Raw genomic sequence first — 14,295 nt, 5'->3', positions numbered from 1 at the left:
TCCACCTGGGGGTGGAGGGGGCGAAGTCCCGGCGGTCCCAGCCGCCCGGGGGTGCAGGGGGCGGTGTCCCGGCGGTCCCACCCGCCTGGGGGTGCAGGGGGCGAAGTCCCCGCGGTCCCACCCACCCGGGGGTCCGGGGCGCAGCCCCAAATGCGCCCACCCACCCGGGGGTCCGGGGCGCAGCCCCAAATGCGCCCACCCACCCCGGGGTCCGGGGCGGAGCCCCGGTTTCGGGAAGGGGCGGGTAGGGGAAATCCGCCCGCCGCAGGCGCACCCCACCGCAGCCCCACCGCAGCCCCAACGAACCCGCAGGGAACCCCGGGCGCCCCGACCGAGGCGTCGCCCCGCCCGCAGACACCCCCGCCAACCCCCGGCGATTTCCCCCGCCCCCTTGTCCACGCATCGCCCCGCAGGCTAACTTGCCCGCAGACATAGATAGAAAGCGCTTGCTATCGAAGGCTCGGCAGGGGGCCGACGCTGCCCGTGCCTGCCCCGGAGCAGCGCCCGCAACTCGCCGACCCATCACCAGACCCGGCGTCGCAGCCGACCGGCACGCGCCTGCCAAACGGAGGGACATCAGTGACACGCAAAACGGTGCGTATTGCCATGAACGGCGTGACGGGGCGCATGGGTTACCGCCAGCACCTGGTCCGCTCGATCCTCGCGCTGCGCGAACAGGGCGGCCTCGACCTCGGCAACGGCACGGTCCTGTGGCCGGAGCCCGTCCTCGTCGGCCGCCGCGAGTACGCCCTGCGCGAGCTCGCCGAGCGCCACGGCCTCGACCAGGCCAATGTCTCCACCGACATCGACGCCGTACTCGCCGACGACTCGGTCGACATCTTCTTCGACGCCGCGATGACCTCCACCCGCGAGGACATCCTCAAGAAGGCCATCGCCGCCGGCAAGCACATCTACACCGAGAAGCCCACCGCCACCTCGCTCGAAGGCGCCCTGGAGCTGGCCCGTCTCGCCAAGGAAGCGGGCATCAAGCACGGCGTCGTCCAGGACAAGATCTTCCTGCCGGGCCTGCTCAAGCTGAAGCGCCTGATCGACGGCGGCTTCTTCGGCCGGATCCTCTCCGTACGCGGCGAGTTCGGCTACTGGGTCTTCGAGGGCGACTGGCAGGAGGCCCAGCGCCCCAGCTGGAACTACCGCGCCGAGGACGGCGGCGGCATCGTCGTCGACATGTTCCCGCACTGGGAGTACGTGCTGCACGAGCTGTTCGGCCGCGTGAAGTCTGTGACCTCGCTCGTCTCGACCCACATCCCGCAGCGCTGGGACGAGCAGTCCAAGCCCTACGACGCCACCGCCGACGACGCCGCGTACGGCATCTTCGAGCTGGAGAGCGGCGCGGTCGCGCAGATCAACTCCTCCTGGGCGGTACGGGTCAACCGCGACGAACTCGTCGAGTTCCAGGTCGACGGCACCGAGGGCTCCGCCGTCGCGGGTCTGCGCAACTGCCGCGTCCAGCACCGCTCGGCCACCCCGAAGCCCGTCTGGAACCCGGACATCCCCGTCACCGAGTCCTTCCGCGACCAGTGGCAGGAGGTGCCGGACAACGGTGAGTTCGACAACGGGTTCAAGGTCCAGTGGGAGCTCTTCCTGCGCCATGTCGTCCTGGACGAGCCCTACCACTGGGACCTGCTCGCAGGCGCCCGCGGCGTGCAGCTCGCCGAGCTGGGCCTCAAGTCCTCGGCGGAGGGCCGCCGTTACGACGTCCCCGAGCTGAACCTGTGACCCGCCGCCCGGTCTCACCCGCGCCGGTGACCCGTCCCGCCTCGACCGCACCCCCCTCGACCGCACCCGCACCGACCGCGCCCGCGGCCCACCGCACCCGCGCAATCACGGAGCCCGCACCATGACGATCCACCTGCCCCGCGCCGGCGGCGGCACCTTCGCCTACGACCCGCGCACCGAACCGCTCGCCGTCTCGGGCAGCGCACCGCTCGTCTCCCGGACGGTGTTCTCCGCCGCCCACGTGGTCGCCGACCCGTACGCCGACGTCTCGCAGGACGACCCGGCCGCCGTCGACTGGGACGCCACCCTCGCCTTCCGCCGCCACCTGTGGTCGCACGGCCTCGGTGTCGCCGAGGCCATGGACACCGCACAGCGCGGCATGGGCCTGGACTGGGCGGGCGCGGCCGAGCTGATCCGCCGCTCCGCCGCCGAGGCCAAGGCAGTGGACGGACTGATCGCGTGCGGAGTCGGCACCGATCAGCTCACCCCGAAGAACGGCGTCACGCCGACGCTCGCCGAGGTGACGGCCGCGTACGAGGAACAACTCGCGCTCGTGGAGGGGACGGGCGCGCAGGCGATCCTCATGGCGTCCCGCGCCCTCGCGGCCGTCGCCCGCGGCCCCGAGGACTACCTCACCGTGTACGGGGGCCTGCTGCGCCAGGCCTCCGAGCCCGTGATCCTGCACTGGCTGGGCCCGATGTTCGACCCGGCGCTCGAGGGCTACTGGGGTTCGGCGGACCTGGACGCCGCGACCGAGACCTTCCTGGAGGTGATCGCCGCCCACTCGGACAAGGTGGACGGCATCAAGGTCTCGCTGCTCGACGCCGACCGCGAGGTCGCGCTGCGCCGCCGGCTGCCCAACGGCGTGCGCTGCTACACCGGCGACGACTTCAACTACCCCGAACTCATCGCCGGCGACGACCAGGGCTTCAGCCACGCCCTGCTCGGCATCTTCGACCCGCTCGGTCCGCTCGCGGCCGAGGCGGTCCGTGTCCTGGACACGGGTGACGCCAAGGGCTTCCGTGAACTCCTCGACCCCACGGTCGAGTTGTCGCGGCACCTGTTCCAAAAGCCCACTCGCTTCTACAAGACCGGCGTCGTCTTCCTCGCCTGGCTCGCCGGGCACCAGTCCCACTTCTCGATGGTGGGCGGCCTGCAGTCGGCACGCTCGCTGCCGCACCTGGCGCACGCCTACCACCTGGCCGACCAGCTCGGCCTGTTCCCGGACCCGGCGCTCGCCGAGGCCCGGATGAAGTCGCTGCTCGACGTGTACGGAGTGGGCCGATGACCGCCCCGGACGGCCTCGCGCGCTTCAGCATCAACCAGATGACGGTCAAGCAGCTCTCGCTGCCCGAACTCGCCGAGACCTGCGGCAAGTTGGGCGTCACGGGTGTCGGGCTCTGGCGTGAACCCGTGCAGGAATTCGGCGTCGAAGCGGCGGCGAAGCTGGTCAGGGACGCGGGCCTGACCGTCACCACGCTCTGCCGCGGCGGCTTCTTCACCGCGATCGACCCGGCCGAACGCCGTCGCGCGCTCGACGACAACCGCGCCGCGATCGACGAGGCCGCGACCCTCGGCACCGACACCCTCGTCCTCGTCTCGGGCGGACTGCCCGCAGGGGACAAGGACTTGGCCGGCGCCCGCGAACGCATCGCGGACGCCCTCGCAGAACTCGGCCCGTACGCCGCCGAGCACGGCGTACGGCTCGCGATCGAACCGCTGCATCCCATGTACGCGGCCGACCGCTGCGTGGTCTCCACGCTCGGCCAGGCCCTCGACCTCGCGGAACGCTTCCCCGCCGAGCAGGTCGGGGTCTGCGTGGACACGTATCACATCTGGTGGGACGACCTGGCGCCCGCGCAGATCGTGCGCGCGGGTGCGGGTGGCCGGCTGCACACGTTCCAACTGGCGGACTGGACCACGCCGTTGCCCGAGGGCGTTCTCACCGGACGCGGCCAGCTCGGCGACGGTTCGATCGATCTCGCGCACTGGTGGCGCCTGGTCGACGCCGCGGGCTACACGGGCCCGGTGGAGGTCGAGCTCTTCAACGCGGAGCTGTGGGCGCGCGAGGACGGCGCGGCGGTGCTCGGCGAGACGGCGGAGCGCTTCTCCGCGGTCGCCGGCGAGGTCACCGCGGGCTGAACGCAGGAGGGTGCGGCCGCCCGGGCACGGGGGACCCGGGCGGCCGCACCCTGTGCGCCTACTTCTTTCCGCCGCCGAGAATGCTGCCCAGGATCTCGCCGAGATCGAGGCCGCCGCCTGCCTGGCCGCCCGTCGGACCCGGTGTCGGCGTGGCACCCGGTGCCGCACCGGGGACCGGGCCCGGCGTGGGAATCGGGCCGGAGGACGAAGCCTGCGCCGATCCGGCTCCGGCGCCCTTCGTCGACGCGGCCCGTTTCGTCAGTACGGCGAGCAGGACGGGGATGAGCAGCTCGATGGCGCGCGACACGGTCGTCGCCGGGATACCCGTCTTCTTGGACACGGCATTGGCGACCGGCTTGCTCATCTTGGATAGCATGCCGGCCATCATCCCGCCGCCGAGCAGCCCGCCGAGGCCGCCGCCCAGGGTGGCCACGCCCTGCAGCGGAGCGTCGCCGGCCTCGGCGAAGGCCTGGCGCATCTCGTCGACTTCTTCGGGAGCGCCGTTGGCGGCCTTGTCCTGAAGCCCGCCGGAGAGCGCGGAGACGGTCTCGGTGATCATGTTCTGCGCGCCGGCGGCGTCGGTGTCGAGCAGACCGGCGATCTCCTGCAGCTTGTCGTCGCCGAGTTCGTCGATCACAGCCTTCTCAAGCGGCACATTCGCATCTTCGCTCATGTCTGAAACGCTACGGCTGCCCCGGTTTGTCGGCACCCGGAAGCGGAAGCGGGGACCCGCACGAAAATTACTGCCCGCAGCCGTACAACCCTTTCTCGGTGACGTGGGTCGTACTAGGCATCAGGGCTTCTGGGAGGGGATCCGGGGGGATCGGGGGAAGCGCTGAGGGAGGGGAACCGAGGGGGTTCGGCCGGGGGGCCGGGCCCCCTCAAACATGGGCCCGGGCAGGTTTTCCACAGGCTTCCCGCGCTGTCGGTGCCGCCCGCTAACGTCGCCTCATGACCAGCCGTACCGGCAACAGCCCAGGGCTGCCCCAGCCCCGGCTCGCGGTGCTCGAAGGAGTCCTCGAGCGGATCACGTATGCCAATGAGGAGAACGGATACACGGTCGCCCGCGTGGACACCGGACGCGGCGCCGGCGATCTGCTCACCGTCGTGGGCTCGCTGCTCGGCGCCCAGGTGGGAGAGTCGCTGCGGATGGAGGGCCGCTGGGGCTCGCATCCGCAGTACGGCAAGCAGTTCACGGTGGAGAACTACACGACGCTGCTGCCCGCCACGATCCAGGGCATCCGCCGCTATCTGGGATCGGGCCTGGTCAAGGGCATCGGTCCGGTGTTCGCGGACCGCATCACGGAGCACTTCGGCCTGGACACGCTCAGGATCATCGAGGAGGAGCCCAAGAGGCTCATCGAGGTACCGGGGCTCGGACCCAAGCGCACCAAGAAGATCGCGGACGCCTGGGAGGAGCAGAAGGCCATCAAGGAGGTCATGGTCTTCCTGCAGGGCGTCGGCGTCTCCACGTCCATCGCCGTGCGCATCTACAAGAAGTACGCGGACGCCTCGATCTCCGTCGTCAAGAATGAGCCGTACCGCCTGGCCGCCGACGTCTGGGGCATCGGCTTCCTGACGGCCGACCGCATCGCCCAGGCCGTGGGCATTCCGCACGACAGCCCGGAGCGGGTCAAGTCCGGGCTGCAGTACGCCTTGTCGCAGTCCACCGACCAGGGCCACTGCTTCCTGCCCGAGGACCTCCTGATCGCCGACGCGGTCAAGCTCCTCCAGGTCGACACGGGCCTGGTCATCGAGTGCCTGGGCGAGCTGGCCGAGGACCCGGAGGGAGTCGTACGGGAGCGGGTGCCGGGCCCGGACGGCGAGCCGGTCACCGGGGTCTTCCTCGTCCCCTTCCACCGGGCCGAGCTCTCCCTCGCGGGCCGGATCAAGCGGCTCCTGAGCACCGACGAGGACCGGATGCCCGGCTTCCGGGACGTCTACTGGGACAAGGCGCTCGGCTGGCTCAAGACCAGGACGGGGGCCTCGCTCGCGCCCGAGCAGGAAGAGGCGGTCAAGCTTTCGCTGACCCGCAAGGTCGCGGTCCTCACCGGCGGGCCCGGCTGCGGCAAGTCCTTCACCGTACGGTCGATCGTGGAGCTGGCCCGGGCCAAGAAGGCCAAGGTGGTCCTGGCCGCTCCCACGGGCCGGGCCGCGAAGCGCCTCGCCGAGCTCACCGGCGCGGAGGCCTCCACCGTGCACCGGCTCCTGGAGCTGAAGCCCGGCGGGGACGCGGCCTATGACCAGGACCGGCCGCTCGACGCCGATCTGGTCGTCGTCGACGAGGCCTCGATGCTCGATCTGCTCCTGGCCAACAAGCTGGTCAAGGCCGTGCCGCAGGGCGCCCATCTGCTGTTCGTCGGCGATGTGGACCAGCTGCCCAGCGTCGGCGCGGGCGAGGTGCTCAGGGATCTGCTCGCCGAGCAGTCACCGGTGCCGGCCGTGCGGCTCACCCGGATCTTCCGCCAGGCACAGCAGTCCGGTGTCGTCACCAACGCCCACCGCATCAACTCCGGTCTCCCGCCCCTCACCCAGGGCCTCAGCGACTTCTTCCACTTCGTCGAGGAGGAGACCGAGGACGCCGGGCGGGTCACGGTGGATGTGGCCGCCCGCAGGATCCCCGCGAAGTTCGGCCTCGATCCACGCCGTGACGTGCAGGTTCTCGCCCCCATGCACCGCGGGCCCGCCGGCGCGGGGACGCTGAACGGGCTGCTGCAGCAGGCCATCACGCCCGCCCGCCCCGACCTCGCCGAGAAAAGGTTCGGCGGCCGTACGTTCCGCGTCGGCGACAAGGTCACCCAGATTCGCAACAATTACGAGAAGGGCGCCAACGGGGTGTTCAACGGGACCGTCGGAGTGGTCACGGCACTCGATGTCGTCGACCAGAAACTGAAGGTGCTGACAGACGAGGACGAAGAGGTCGATTACGACTTCGACGAACTCGACGAACTGGCCCACGCCTATGCCGTGACCATCCACCGGTCCCAGGGCAGTGAGTACCCCGCGGTGGTGATCCCGATCACCACCGGTGCCTGGATGATGCTCCAACGCAATTTGCTGTACACCGCTGTCACCCGGGCGAAGAGACTGGTCGTGCTCGTGGGGTCGCGCAAGGCCCTTGGCCAGGCGGTACGCACGATTTCCGCGGGCCGGAGGTGCACTGCCCTGGCTTTCCGGCTCGGTGGGACCGAACGAACCGCGGGGGGTGATCGTTGATCGATCATCCCGGTGGCAAACATCACGGAGGGGTTCCGGAACCGGGTGCAAGGGGGCAGGATGGGCAGGCTGGCGGCACTGAGTGCCGTCAATAGACCTAATGGTCGACCCCGAGTGCACTGCCCAGGGCCAAACGGGGGATGGTGGACAGCAGTCAGGGCACCTCGAAGAAGAGGCACTACGTCGGTGAGGGATGACGTGAGCGACAACGCGAACAACGCTGTAGTAGTTCAGTACGGCGATGGCGAGTACACCTACCCGGTGATCGACAGCACCGTCGGGGACAAGGGCTTCGATATCGGGAAGCTGCGCGCCCAGACCGGTCTGGTGACCCTGGACAGCGGCTACGGGAACACGGCCGCGTACAAATCGGCCATCACGTATCTCGACGGTGAGAACGGCATCCTGCGCTACCGGGGCTACCCGATCGAGCAGCTGGCCGAGCGCTCCACGTTCGTCGAGGTCGCGTACCTGCTGATCAACGGTGAGCTGCCGACCGTGGACGAGCTGGCCACGTTCCGCAACGAGATCACCCAGCACACCCTCCTTCACGAGGACGTCAAGCGGTTCTACGACGGCTTCCCGCGGGACGCGCACCCGATGGCGATGCTGTCCTCGGTCGTCTCCGCGCTGTCGACCTTCTACCAGGACAGCCACAACCCGTTCGACGAGAAGCAGCGTCACCTCTCGACGATCCGCCTGCTCGCGAAGCTTCCGACGATCGCCGCGTACGCGTACAAGAAGTCGGTCGGCCACCCGGTCGTCTACCCGAGCAACAACCTCGGTTACGTCGAGAACTTCCTGCGCATGACGTTCTCCGTGCCGGCCGCCGATTACGAGCTGGACCCGACCGTGGTCGCCGCGCTCGACAAGCTCCTGATCCTGCACGCGGACCACGAGCAGAACTGCTCGACCTCGACGGTGCGTCTGGTCGGCTCGTCGCAGGCCAACATGTTCGCGTCGATCTCCGCCGGTATCTCCGCGCTCTGGGGCCCGCTGCACGGCGGCGCCAACCAGTCCGTCCTGGAGATGCTCGAGGGCATCCGCGACTCGGGCAACGACGTGGACACCTTCATCCGCAAGGTGAAGGACAAGGAGGACGGCGTCCGCCTGATGGGCTTCGGCCACCGGGTGTACAAGAACTTCGACCCGCGCGCGAAGATCATCAAGGCCGCCGCGCACGACGTTCTCTCCGCCCTCGGCAAGTCCGACGAGCTCCTGGACATCGCCCTCAAGCTGGAAGAGCACGCGCTCTCCGACGACTACTTCGTCGAGCGCAAGCTCTACCCCAACGTGGACTTCTACACGGGCCTCATCTACCGCGCGATGGGCTTCCCGACCGAGATGTTCACCGTGCTCTTCGCCCTCGGCCGCCTGCCGGGCTGGATCGCCCAGTGGCACGAGATGATCAAGGAGCCGGGATCCCGCATCGGCCGCCCGCGCCAGATCTACACGGGTGTCGTCGAGCGCGACTTCGTTCCGGTCGAGGCTCGCTGATCTTTTTCGGCTGAGCGCCTGATCGCTTCCCGCGCCGCGTGGCTACTCGTTTTACGGGTGCCGCGCGGCGCTTTTGTGTGTGCATCCGAACTTCGTTCGGATCTCCTCAAGCGCCGGAGGGGCTGGGTTGCCCGGAGGGGCCGGGAGGAAACAGAAAAGCGCCCCACCCGCCGGTCCCCCCACGGGCCGGCTGGCGGGGCGCTTTCCTTAGCCCCGGTGCGGATTCCCCCCACGGGATCCGGCCGGGCGTCTTCGGAGCGCACAAGCCATGCGGTCGAGCTCTTCGGTTGGAGCTCGACGTCCTGCTGGTCCTGCACTTCGGTACTGCGGGTCCTGCGGTCTGCCGGGACGCGTAACGACGGGAGGGCCGCTCAAAGCTCTCCGTGCACGTGCCCCGGCCAACGCGGACTGGGAACGTCCCCCAAGACATCCCCTGATGAAGGAAACGCCCCCCAAGACGTTTCTGCCATCAGCCTCTTAGACCTACGAGCCCCCCGAATGGTTACGTTGGAATCTCTGTGATCTACGTCTCTCGGCTATGTCCTGAACCGGCGCATCGAACCTGATATGCCGAACCGGTCCATAGCGTAAGGGAGTTGTGGGGAGAATGTGAAGCCCCAGCTGGAACCCGACCGGACCCCAGCTCGACCCCGAACGGTCCCTTGCCGGATCGCGGCCGGACAGCGTCAGGAGAACCGCCGCAGCCGCAGGCTGTTCGAGACCACGAAGACGGACGAGAAGGCCATCGCCGCCCCCGCGATCATCGGGTTGAGCAGCCCCGCCGCGGCCAGCGGAAGCGCCGCCACGTTGTAGCCGAAGGCCCAGAAAAGGTTGCCCTTGATCGTGGCCAGCGTGCGCCGCGCGAGCCGGATCGCGTCGGCGGCCACACGGAGGTCCCCCCGCACGAGCGTGAGATCGCCGGCCTGGATCGCGGCATCCGTGCCCGTGCCCATCGCGAGACCGAGATCGGCGGTGGCGAGGGCGGCCGCGTCGTTCACGCCGTCGCCGACCATCGCGACCGTGCGCCCCTCGGCCTGCAGCCGCCGTACGACGTCGACCTTGTCCTGCGGCAGCACCTCGGCGATCACGTCCTCGGCTGCGATTCCCACCTCGGCGGCCACGGTCCGCGCGACATCGGCGTTGTCCCCGGTGAGGAGCAGCGGCTTCAGACCCAGCTCCCGCAGCCGCGCCACCGCCTCGGCGCTGGTCGGCTTCACCGCGTCGGCCACACCGAGCACCGCCCGTACGCGCCCGTCCCAGGCGACCAGGACGGCGGTGCGCCCCTCGGCCTCGGCCGCGGACCGTGCGGCGGCGAGCGCGCCGGAGGCGGGCACGGAGATCCCCTCCGAGGCGAGCAGCGCAGCCCGTCCCACCAGGACCGTGCGCCCCTCGGCGGTCCCGCGCACCCCGAGCCCGGGCGTGTTCGCGAAGTCCGAGACAGGCGGCAGCTCCCCGTCGAACCCCGCGGCCACCGCGCGCCCCACCGGATGCTCCGAGGCCTGCTCGACGGCCGCCGCGTACCGCAGCACCTCTTCGTCCCGTACGGAGTCCTGTGCGGAGCCGTCGGTGACCACCGACACCAGCTCCATCCGCCCCGACGTCACCGTCCCCGTCTTGTCCAGGACCACCGTGTCCACGCGGCGGGTGGACTCCAGGACCTCGGGGCCCTTGATGAGGATGCCCAACTGGGCGCCGCGTCCCGTGCCGACCATGAGCGCGGTCGGCGTCGCGAGGCCGAGGGCGCACGGGCAGGCGATGATCAGGACCGCGACCGCCGCCGTGAACGCCGCGTTCGCGTCCCCGGTCGTCCCGAGCCACCAGCCGAGCGTGCCCGCCGCGATGAGGAGGACCACCGGCACGAACACCGCGGCGATCCGGTCCGCGAGCCGCTGCACCTGCGCCTTGCCGTTCTGCGCGTCCTCCACGAGCTTGGCCATGTGCGCGAGCTGGGTGTCGGCGCCCACCCGCGTGGCCTCGACGACGAGCCGCCCGCCGGCGTTCACGGTCGCGCCCGTCACCGGCGAACCCACCACCACGTCCACCGGTACCGACTCCCCGGTGAGTAGCGAGGCGTCGATCGCCGAGGCGCCCTCGACCACCGTCCCGTCCGTGGCGATCTTCTCGCCGGGCCGTACGACGAAACGGTCGCCCACCCGCAGCGCCGCGACCGGCACCCGCACCTCGACCCCGCCGCGCAGCACCGCCGCGTCGCGGGCGCCCAGTTCGAGCAGCGCCCGCAGGGCGGCACCCGCCTTGCGCTTGGCGCGCGCCTCGAGCCAGCGCCCGAGCAGGATGAAGGTGACGACCCCTGCGGCCACTTCGAGATAGATCGTGGACGAGCCGTCCGCACGCGAGACCGTGAGATCGAACCCGTGCCGCATGCCCGGCATGCCGGCGTCACCGAAGAACAGCGCCCACAGGGACCAGCCGAAGGCGGCGAGCGTGCCCACCGAGACCAGGGTGTCCATGGTGGCCGCGCCATGCCGCGCGTTGGTCCACGCGGCGCGGTGGAAGGGCAGCCCGCCCCAGACCACGACGGGCGCGGCGAGGGTCAGCGAGAGCCACTGCCAGTTGTCGAACTGCAGCGCCGGCACCATCGCCATCAGGATCACGGGCAGCGCGAGCACTGCGCTGACGGTGAAGCGCTGCCGCAGGGCATCGGCCTCGTGTGCTTCGGGAGAGCCGGAGGGCTCGGGGGAGTCCGCGTCCACGGGCGGCTCGGGCACGATCTCGTGCGCCGAGTACCCCAGCTTCTCCACGGTCGCGATCAGATCGGGGACCGCCACCTGCCCGCCGTACGCGACCCGTGCCTTCTCCGTGGCGAGGTTGACCGAGGCCGTGACGCCCTCGATCCGGTTGAGCTTGCGCTCGATCCGCGAGGAGCACGAGGCGCAGGTCATCCCGCCGATGGCGAGCTCGACCTCGGCGGTCGGCACGGTTATGGCGTCAGGGGCTGCTGAGGGCATGGGGTTCTTTCGGGAGTGCTCTGGGCTACGAGGACCAGGGGGCGTACGGCCTGAGGCCGCACACCCCCTGGTGCGTCAACTGGTACGGCGACGGCTCAGGCGCGGCCGGTCAGCTCGTAGCCGGCCTCGTCGATCGCGGCGCGTACGGCCTCGTCGTCGAGCTCGGCGTCGGAGATCACGGTGACCTGGCCGGTGGAGGCGACGGCCTTCACGGAGGTGACGCCCGGCAGCTCGGAGAGCTCGGCGGAGATGGCGCCCTCGCAGTGGCCGCAGCTCATGCCGGTGACCTGGTAGACGGTGGTCACACTGCCCTGCGCGTCGGCGGCCGGGGTGCTGCTGCAGCCACCGCCGCCGCAGCAGGAACCGGTGGTCTCGGCCTGGGGGAGCTCGGTCTGGGCGGTCATGTCGTTCTCCTGTCGAGGGAGTGCGTCTTCGAAGTGCGTCTGCTGAAAGGGCACAAAGCGGCACGGTGTCGCACCAGGGTGCCCCATGAGGAGGCCGGTACTGCCGGGGCCTCCCTCACGCTCTCCACCGTATACCCCTAGGGGGTACTTTTCCAAGTGCTGTCGCGATGGGCGAGCGAGCGGAGCCACTTGATGCCGACCAGCGAGATCAGCACGAGGCCGCCGACGGAGAACAGCGTGAAGAGATGTTTCTGCTGGTCGGTGGGTTCGGGGATATAGCCCTGCGCGAAGAGCGAGCGGTCGAGGCCGCTGGTGGTGATGCGGGCGACCAGCCAGATCGCGATGCCGTGCATCGAGTCCCACAGTGCGTGCAGGAGCGCCACCCCCAGATACGTGCCGATCACGGGGCCCGCGAAGCGGAAGCGGCCGTCGGGGCGGCGGTACGCGAAGAGCACCGCGCCCGCGATCGCCGTCCACAGGCCGTGGCCGAACGGGGCGAGTACCCCGCGAAGGAGCTCCGTCTCCAGGAGGGCGCGCAGATCGATGCCCTTCGTGGTGACCGCGGCGTTGAAGGCGTACCCGGCACTCTCGAACGCGGCGAACCCGAAGCCGACCGCAGCGCCGAGCACCAGACCGGTGCGGATACCGCGCAGCTGCGGACGCCGGCGGACCACCCACATCAGGGCGGCGAGCTTGACCGCCTCCTCGATCAGGCCGACCCCGACGAACATCCACAGGGAGGGGTGCAGGAGGTAGTACTCCATCACCGAGGCGCCGAGCACGCCCAGGATTCCGCCGGTCACGAAGCAGCCGAGGATCACGCCCACGCCGAGGTCGCGGCCGTGCCGCTCGTACGCCCACATGACGAAGACGGCCGGCACCAGGAAGCTGCCGAGCAGGATCAGGGTCGGCAGGAGTGTCGTGTTCTTCGTGGCGTACGTGACGACCGCGGTGAGCAGCCAGAGGGTCAGGCCGCCCCAGAGGCAGCGTTTCCACAGGCCGGGGGTGATCTCGGGGGTGTTGCCCACGGGAGTGGGGGGCATGGCAAGTACCTCCGGATTCGGCTGATTTGACCGGAGCCTATGGTAAACAGCCGTTATGTCGCAGTCTGGGACGCTGATCCTGATCATGTCCATCGCGGTTCTCGCGCCCCTGCTCGCCTACGGCGTGGGCCGCTGGCTGCCCGTGCCGCTGGTCATCTTCGAGATCGTGCTCGGCATCGTCATCGGCCCCGATGTGCTCGGCTGGGCGACCGAGGGCGACCTGGTCGACGGCCTGTCGCATCTCGGCCTCGCCATGCTGATCTTCCTTGCGGGATACGAGATCGAGTTCGACCGGATCCGCGGCGACACCCTGACCCGCGCGGCCTGGGCCTGGGTGTGCGCGCTCGTCCTGGGGCTCGGCGTGGGGTTCCTGCTCGCGGCCGGGGGCTTCAGCAAGGCCGTCTGCATCGGCACGGCGCTCACCTCGACCGCGCTCGGCACGGTGCTGCCGCTGCTCCGGGACGCGGGCGATCTGCGCAGCCGCTTCGGCTCGGTGATGCAGGCGGTCGGCGCCTGCGGCGAGTTCGGGCCGATCATCGCGATGGCGGTGCTGCTCAGCGGGCGCAGCGCGGGCGAGTCCACCGTGGTGCTCGTGCTGTTCGCGCTGCTCACCGCCGGAGCGGTGCTGTGGGCGATGCGGCCGCACCAGCCGTGGTTCGCCCGGGTGATCGCCAAGACGCTGCACAGCAGCGGGCAGTTCGCGGTCCGTCTGGTCGTCCTGCTGCTCGCCCTCATGCTGGGCCTGGCGACCTGGCTCGGGCTCGATGTGCTGCTCGGCGCGTTCGCCGCCGGGATGATCACGCGGATCGTGCTGCACCGGGCCGCGCCCGACAGTGCGCACGAGGTCGTCTCCAAGGTGGAGGCGATGGGCTTTGGCTTCCTGGTGCCGGTGTTCTACGTGGTCACGGGGATCAGCTTCGACCTCGGCGCACTGCTCGACGGCGGCCGGGCGCTGTTGCTGCTTCCCTTGTTCCTCGTGCTGTTCCTCCTCGTGCGCGGACTGCCCGTATGGCTGCTCGCACCGCGTGACCTGGGGCGGCGCGACCGTACGGCGCTGAGTCTGTATGCCTCGACGGCGCTTCCGCTGGTCGTGGCGATCACGACGATCGGCCTGGAGGAGGGGCTGCTCAAGAGCAGCGAGGCGGCGGCACTCGTCGGGGCGGGGATGGTGTCGGTGCTCGTGTTCCCGCTCACCGCGATGAAGCTGCGGGCCGGCGTCGGTCAGAAGGCGCTGCCCGAAGGGCGGGTGCAGGGGTCGGAGGCCTGGTGAAGGTGCAGGGGAGTCGAGGT

General features: G+C 70.1%; 10 protein-coding genes. 6 read left to right on the top strand and 4 right to left on the bottom strand.

Annotated elements, in window-relative coordinates:
- Positions 1-579: 579 nt before the first annotated feature.
- The 3 genes from H9Y04_RS31000 (at position 580) to H9Y04_RS30990 (ending at position 3,879) form a co-directional block, all read left to right on the top strand.
- Entirely contained in the window at positions 580-1,737 is a 1,158-nt protein-coding gene (locus H9Y04_RS31000; protein WP_187817418.1) for a Gfo/Idh/MocA family protein, read from the top strand.
- A 121-nt stretch (positions 1,738-1,858) separates the two neighbouring features.
- The gene (locus H9Y04_RS30995; protein WP_187817417.1) at positions 1,859-3,025 is read left to right on the top strand and encodes a dihydrodipicolinate synthase family protein; all 1,167 of its coding nucleotides are present in this window, start codon (positions 1,859-1,861) and stop codon (positions 3,023-3,025) included.
- Entirely contained in the window at positions 3,022-3,879 is an 858-nt protein-coding gene (locus H9Y04_RS30990) for a sugar phosphate isomerase/epimerase family protein (RefSeq protein WP_187817416.1), read from the top strand. The genes H9Y04_RS30995 and H9Y04_RS30990 overlap by 4 nt, the downstream gene beginning before the upstream one ends.
- Positions 3,880-3,937: 58 nt before the next feature.
- Here the strand turns inward: H9Y04_RS30990 and H9Y04_RS30985 are convergent, their stop codons facing one another.
- Positions 3,938-4,552 (bottom strand): DUF937 domain-containing protein, encoded by a 615-nt coding sequence (locus H9Y04_RS30985; RefSeq protein WP_187817415.1) that lies wholly within the window; start codon positions 4,550-4,552, stop codon positions 3,938-3,940.
- Between the two features lie 278 nt (positions 4,553-4,830).
- Between H9Y04_RS30985 and recD2 the strand changes: the two genes are divergently transcribed.
- Complete coding sequence (gene recD2 / locus H9Y04_RS30980; RefSeq protein ID WP_187817414.1) at positions 4,831-7,095, top strand: SF1B family DNA helicase RecD2; 2,265 nt, start codon at positions 4,831-4,833, stop codon at positions 7,093-7,095.
- A gap of 186 nt (positions 7,096-7,281) precedes the next feature.
- Positions 7,282-8,592 carry a citrate synthase gene (locus H9Y04_RS30975; protein WP_187817413.1) on the top strand — a complete coding sequence of 437 codons (1,311 nt, stop codon included), beginning with the start codon at positions 7,282-7,284 and terminating at the stop codon, positions 8,590-8,592.
- A 686-nt stretch (positions 8,593-9,278) separates the two neighbouring features.
- Here the strand turns inward: H9Y04_RS30975 and H9Y04_RS30970 are convergent.
- The 3 genes from H9Y04_RS30970 to H9Y04_RS30960 form a co-directional block, all read right to left on the bottom strand.
- Positions 9,279-11,558 carry a heavy metal translocating P-type ATPase gene (locus H9Y04_RS30970; protein WP_187817412.1) on the bottom strand — a complete coding sequence of 760 codons (2,280 nt, stop codon included), beginning with the start codon at positions 11,556-11,558 and terminating at the stop codon, positions 9,279-9,281.
- Between the two features lie 95 nt (positions 11,559-11,653).
- Complete coding sequence (locus H9Y04_RS30965; RefSeq protein WP_187817411.1) at positions 11,654-11,962, bottom strand: heavy-metal-associated domain-containing protein; 309 nt, start codon at positions 11,960-11,962, stop codon at positions 11,654-11,656.
- 137 nt (positions 11,963-12,099) lie between these two features.
- A complete protein-coding gene (locus H9Y04_RS30960) occupies positions 12,100-13,005 on the bottom strand; it encodes a PrsW family intramembrane metalloprotease (protein ID WP_187817410.1) in 906 nt (301 codons plus the stop codon).
- Positions 13,006-13,060: 55 nt separating this feature from the next.
- Between H9Y04_RS30960 and H9Y04_RS30955 the strand changes: the two genes are divergently transcribed.
- Positions 13,061-14,275: a cation:proton antiporter gene (locus H9Y04_RS30955; protein ID WP_187817409.1), complete on the top strand. Its 1,215-nt coding sequence runs from the start codon at positions 13,061-13,063 to the stop codon at positions 14,273-14,275.
- Positions 14,276-14,295: the final 20 nt, after the last annotated feature.

Origin of the sequence: Streptomyces polyasparticus (genome assembly GCF_014493765.1) — a bacterium.
Lineage (GTDB): Bacteria > Actinomycetota > Actinomycetes > Streptomycetales > Streptomycetaceae > Streptomyces > Streptomyces polyasparticus.
The sequence above is the reverse complement of the archived record's forward strand: the minus strand, read 5'-3'. Positions and strand labels throughout refer to the sequence as shown.

Coding starts and splice junctions, on each gene's coding strand:
- recD2 (WP_187817414.1), top strand. CDS start 4,831: ATGACCAGCCGTACCGGCAACAGCCCAGGGCTGCCCCAGCCCCGGCTC.
- H9Y04_RS30955 (WP_187817409.1), top strand. CDS start 13,061: ATGTCGCAGTCTGGGACGCTGATCCTGATCATGTCCATCGCGGTTCTC.
- H9Y04_RS30965 (WP_187817411.1), bottom strand. CDS start 11,962: ATGACCGCCCAGACCGAGCTCCCCCAGGCCGAGACCACCGGTTCCTGC.
- H9Y04_RS30960 (WP_187817410.1), bottom strand. CDS start 13,005: ATGCCCCCCACTCCCGTGGGCAACACCCCCGAGATCACCCCCGGCCTG.
- H9Y04_RS30985 (WP_187817415.1), bottom strand. CDS start 4,552: ATGAGCGAAGATGCGAATGTGCCGCTTGAGAAGGCTGTGATCGACGAA.
- H9Y04_RS30995 (WP_187817417.1), top strand. CDS start 1,859: ATGACGATCCACCTGCCCCGCGCCGGCGGCGGCACCTTCGCCTACGAC.
- H9Y04_RS30970 (WP_187817412.1), bottom strand. CDS start 11,558: ATGCCCTCAGCAGCCCCTGACGCCATAACCGTGCCGACCGCCGAGGTC.
- H9Y04_RS30990 (WP_187817416.1), top strand. CDS start 3,022: ATGACCGCCCCGGACGGCCTCGCGCGCTTCAGCATCAACCAGATGACG.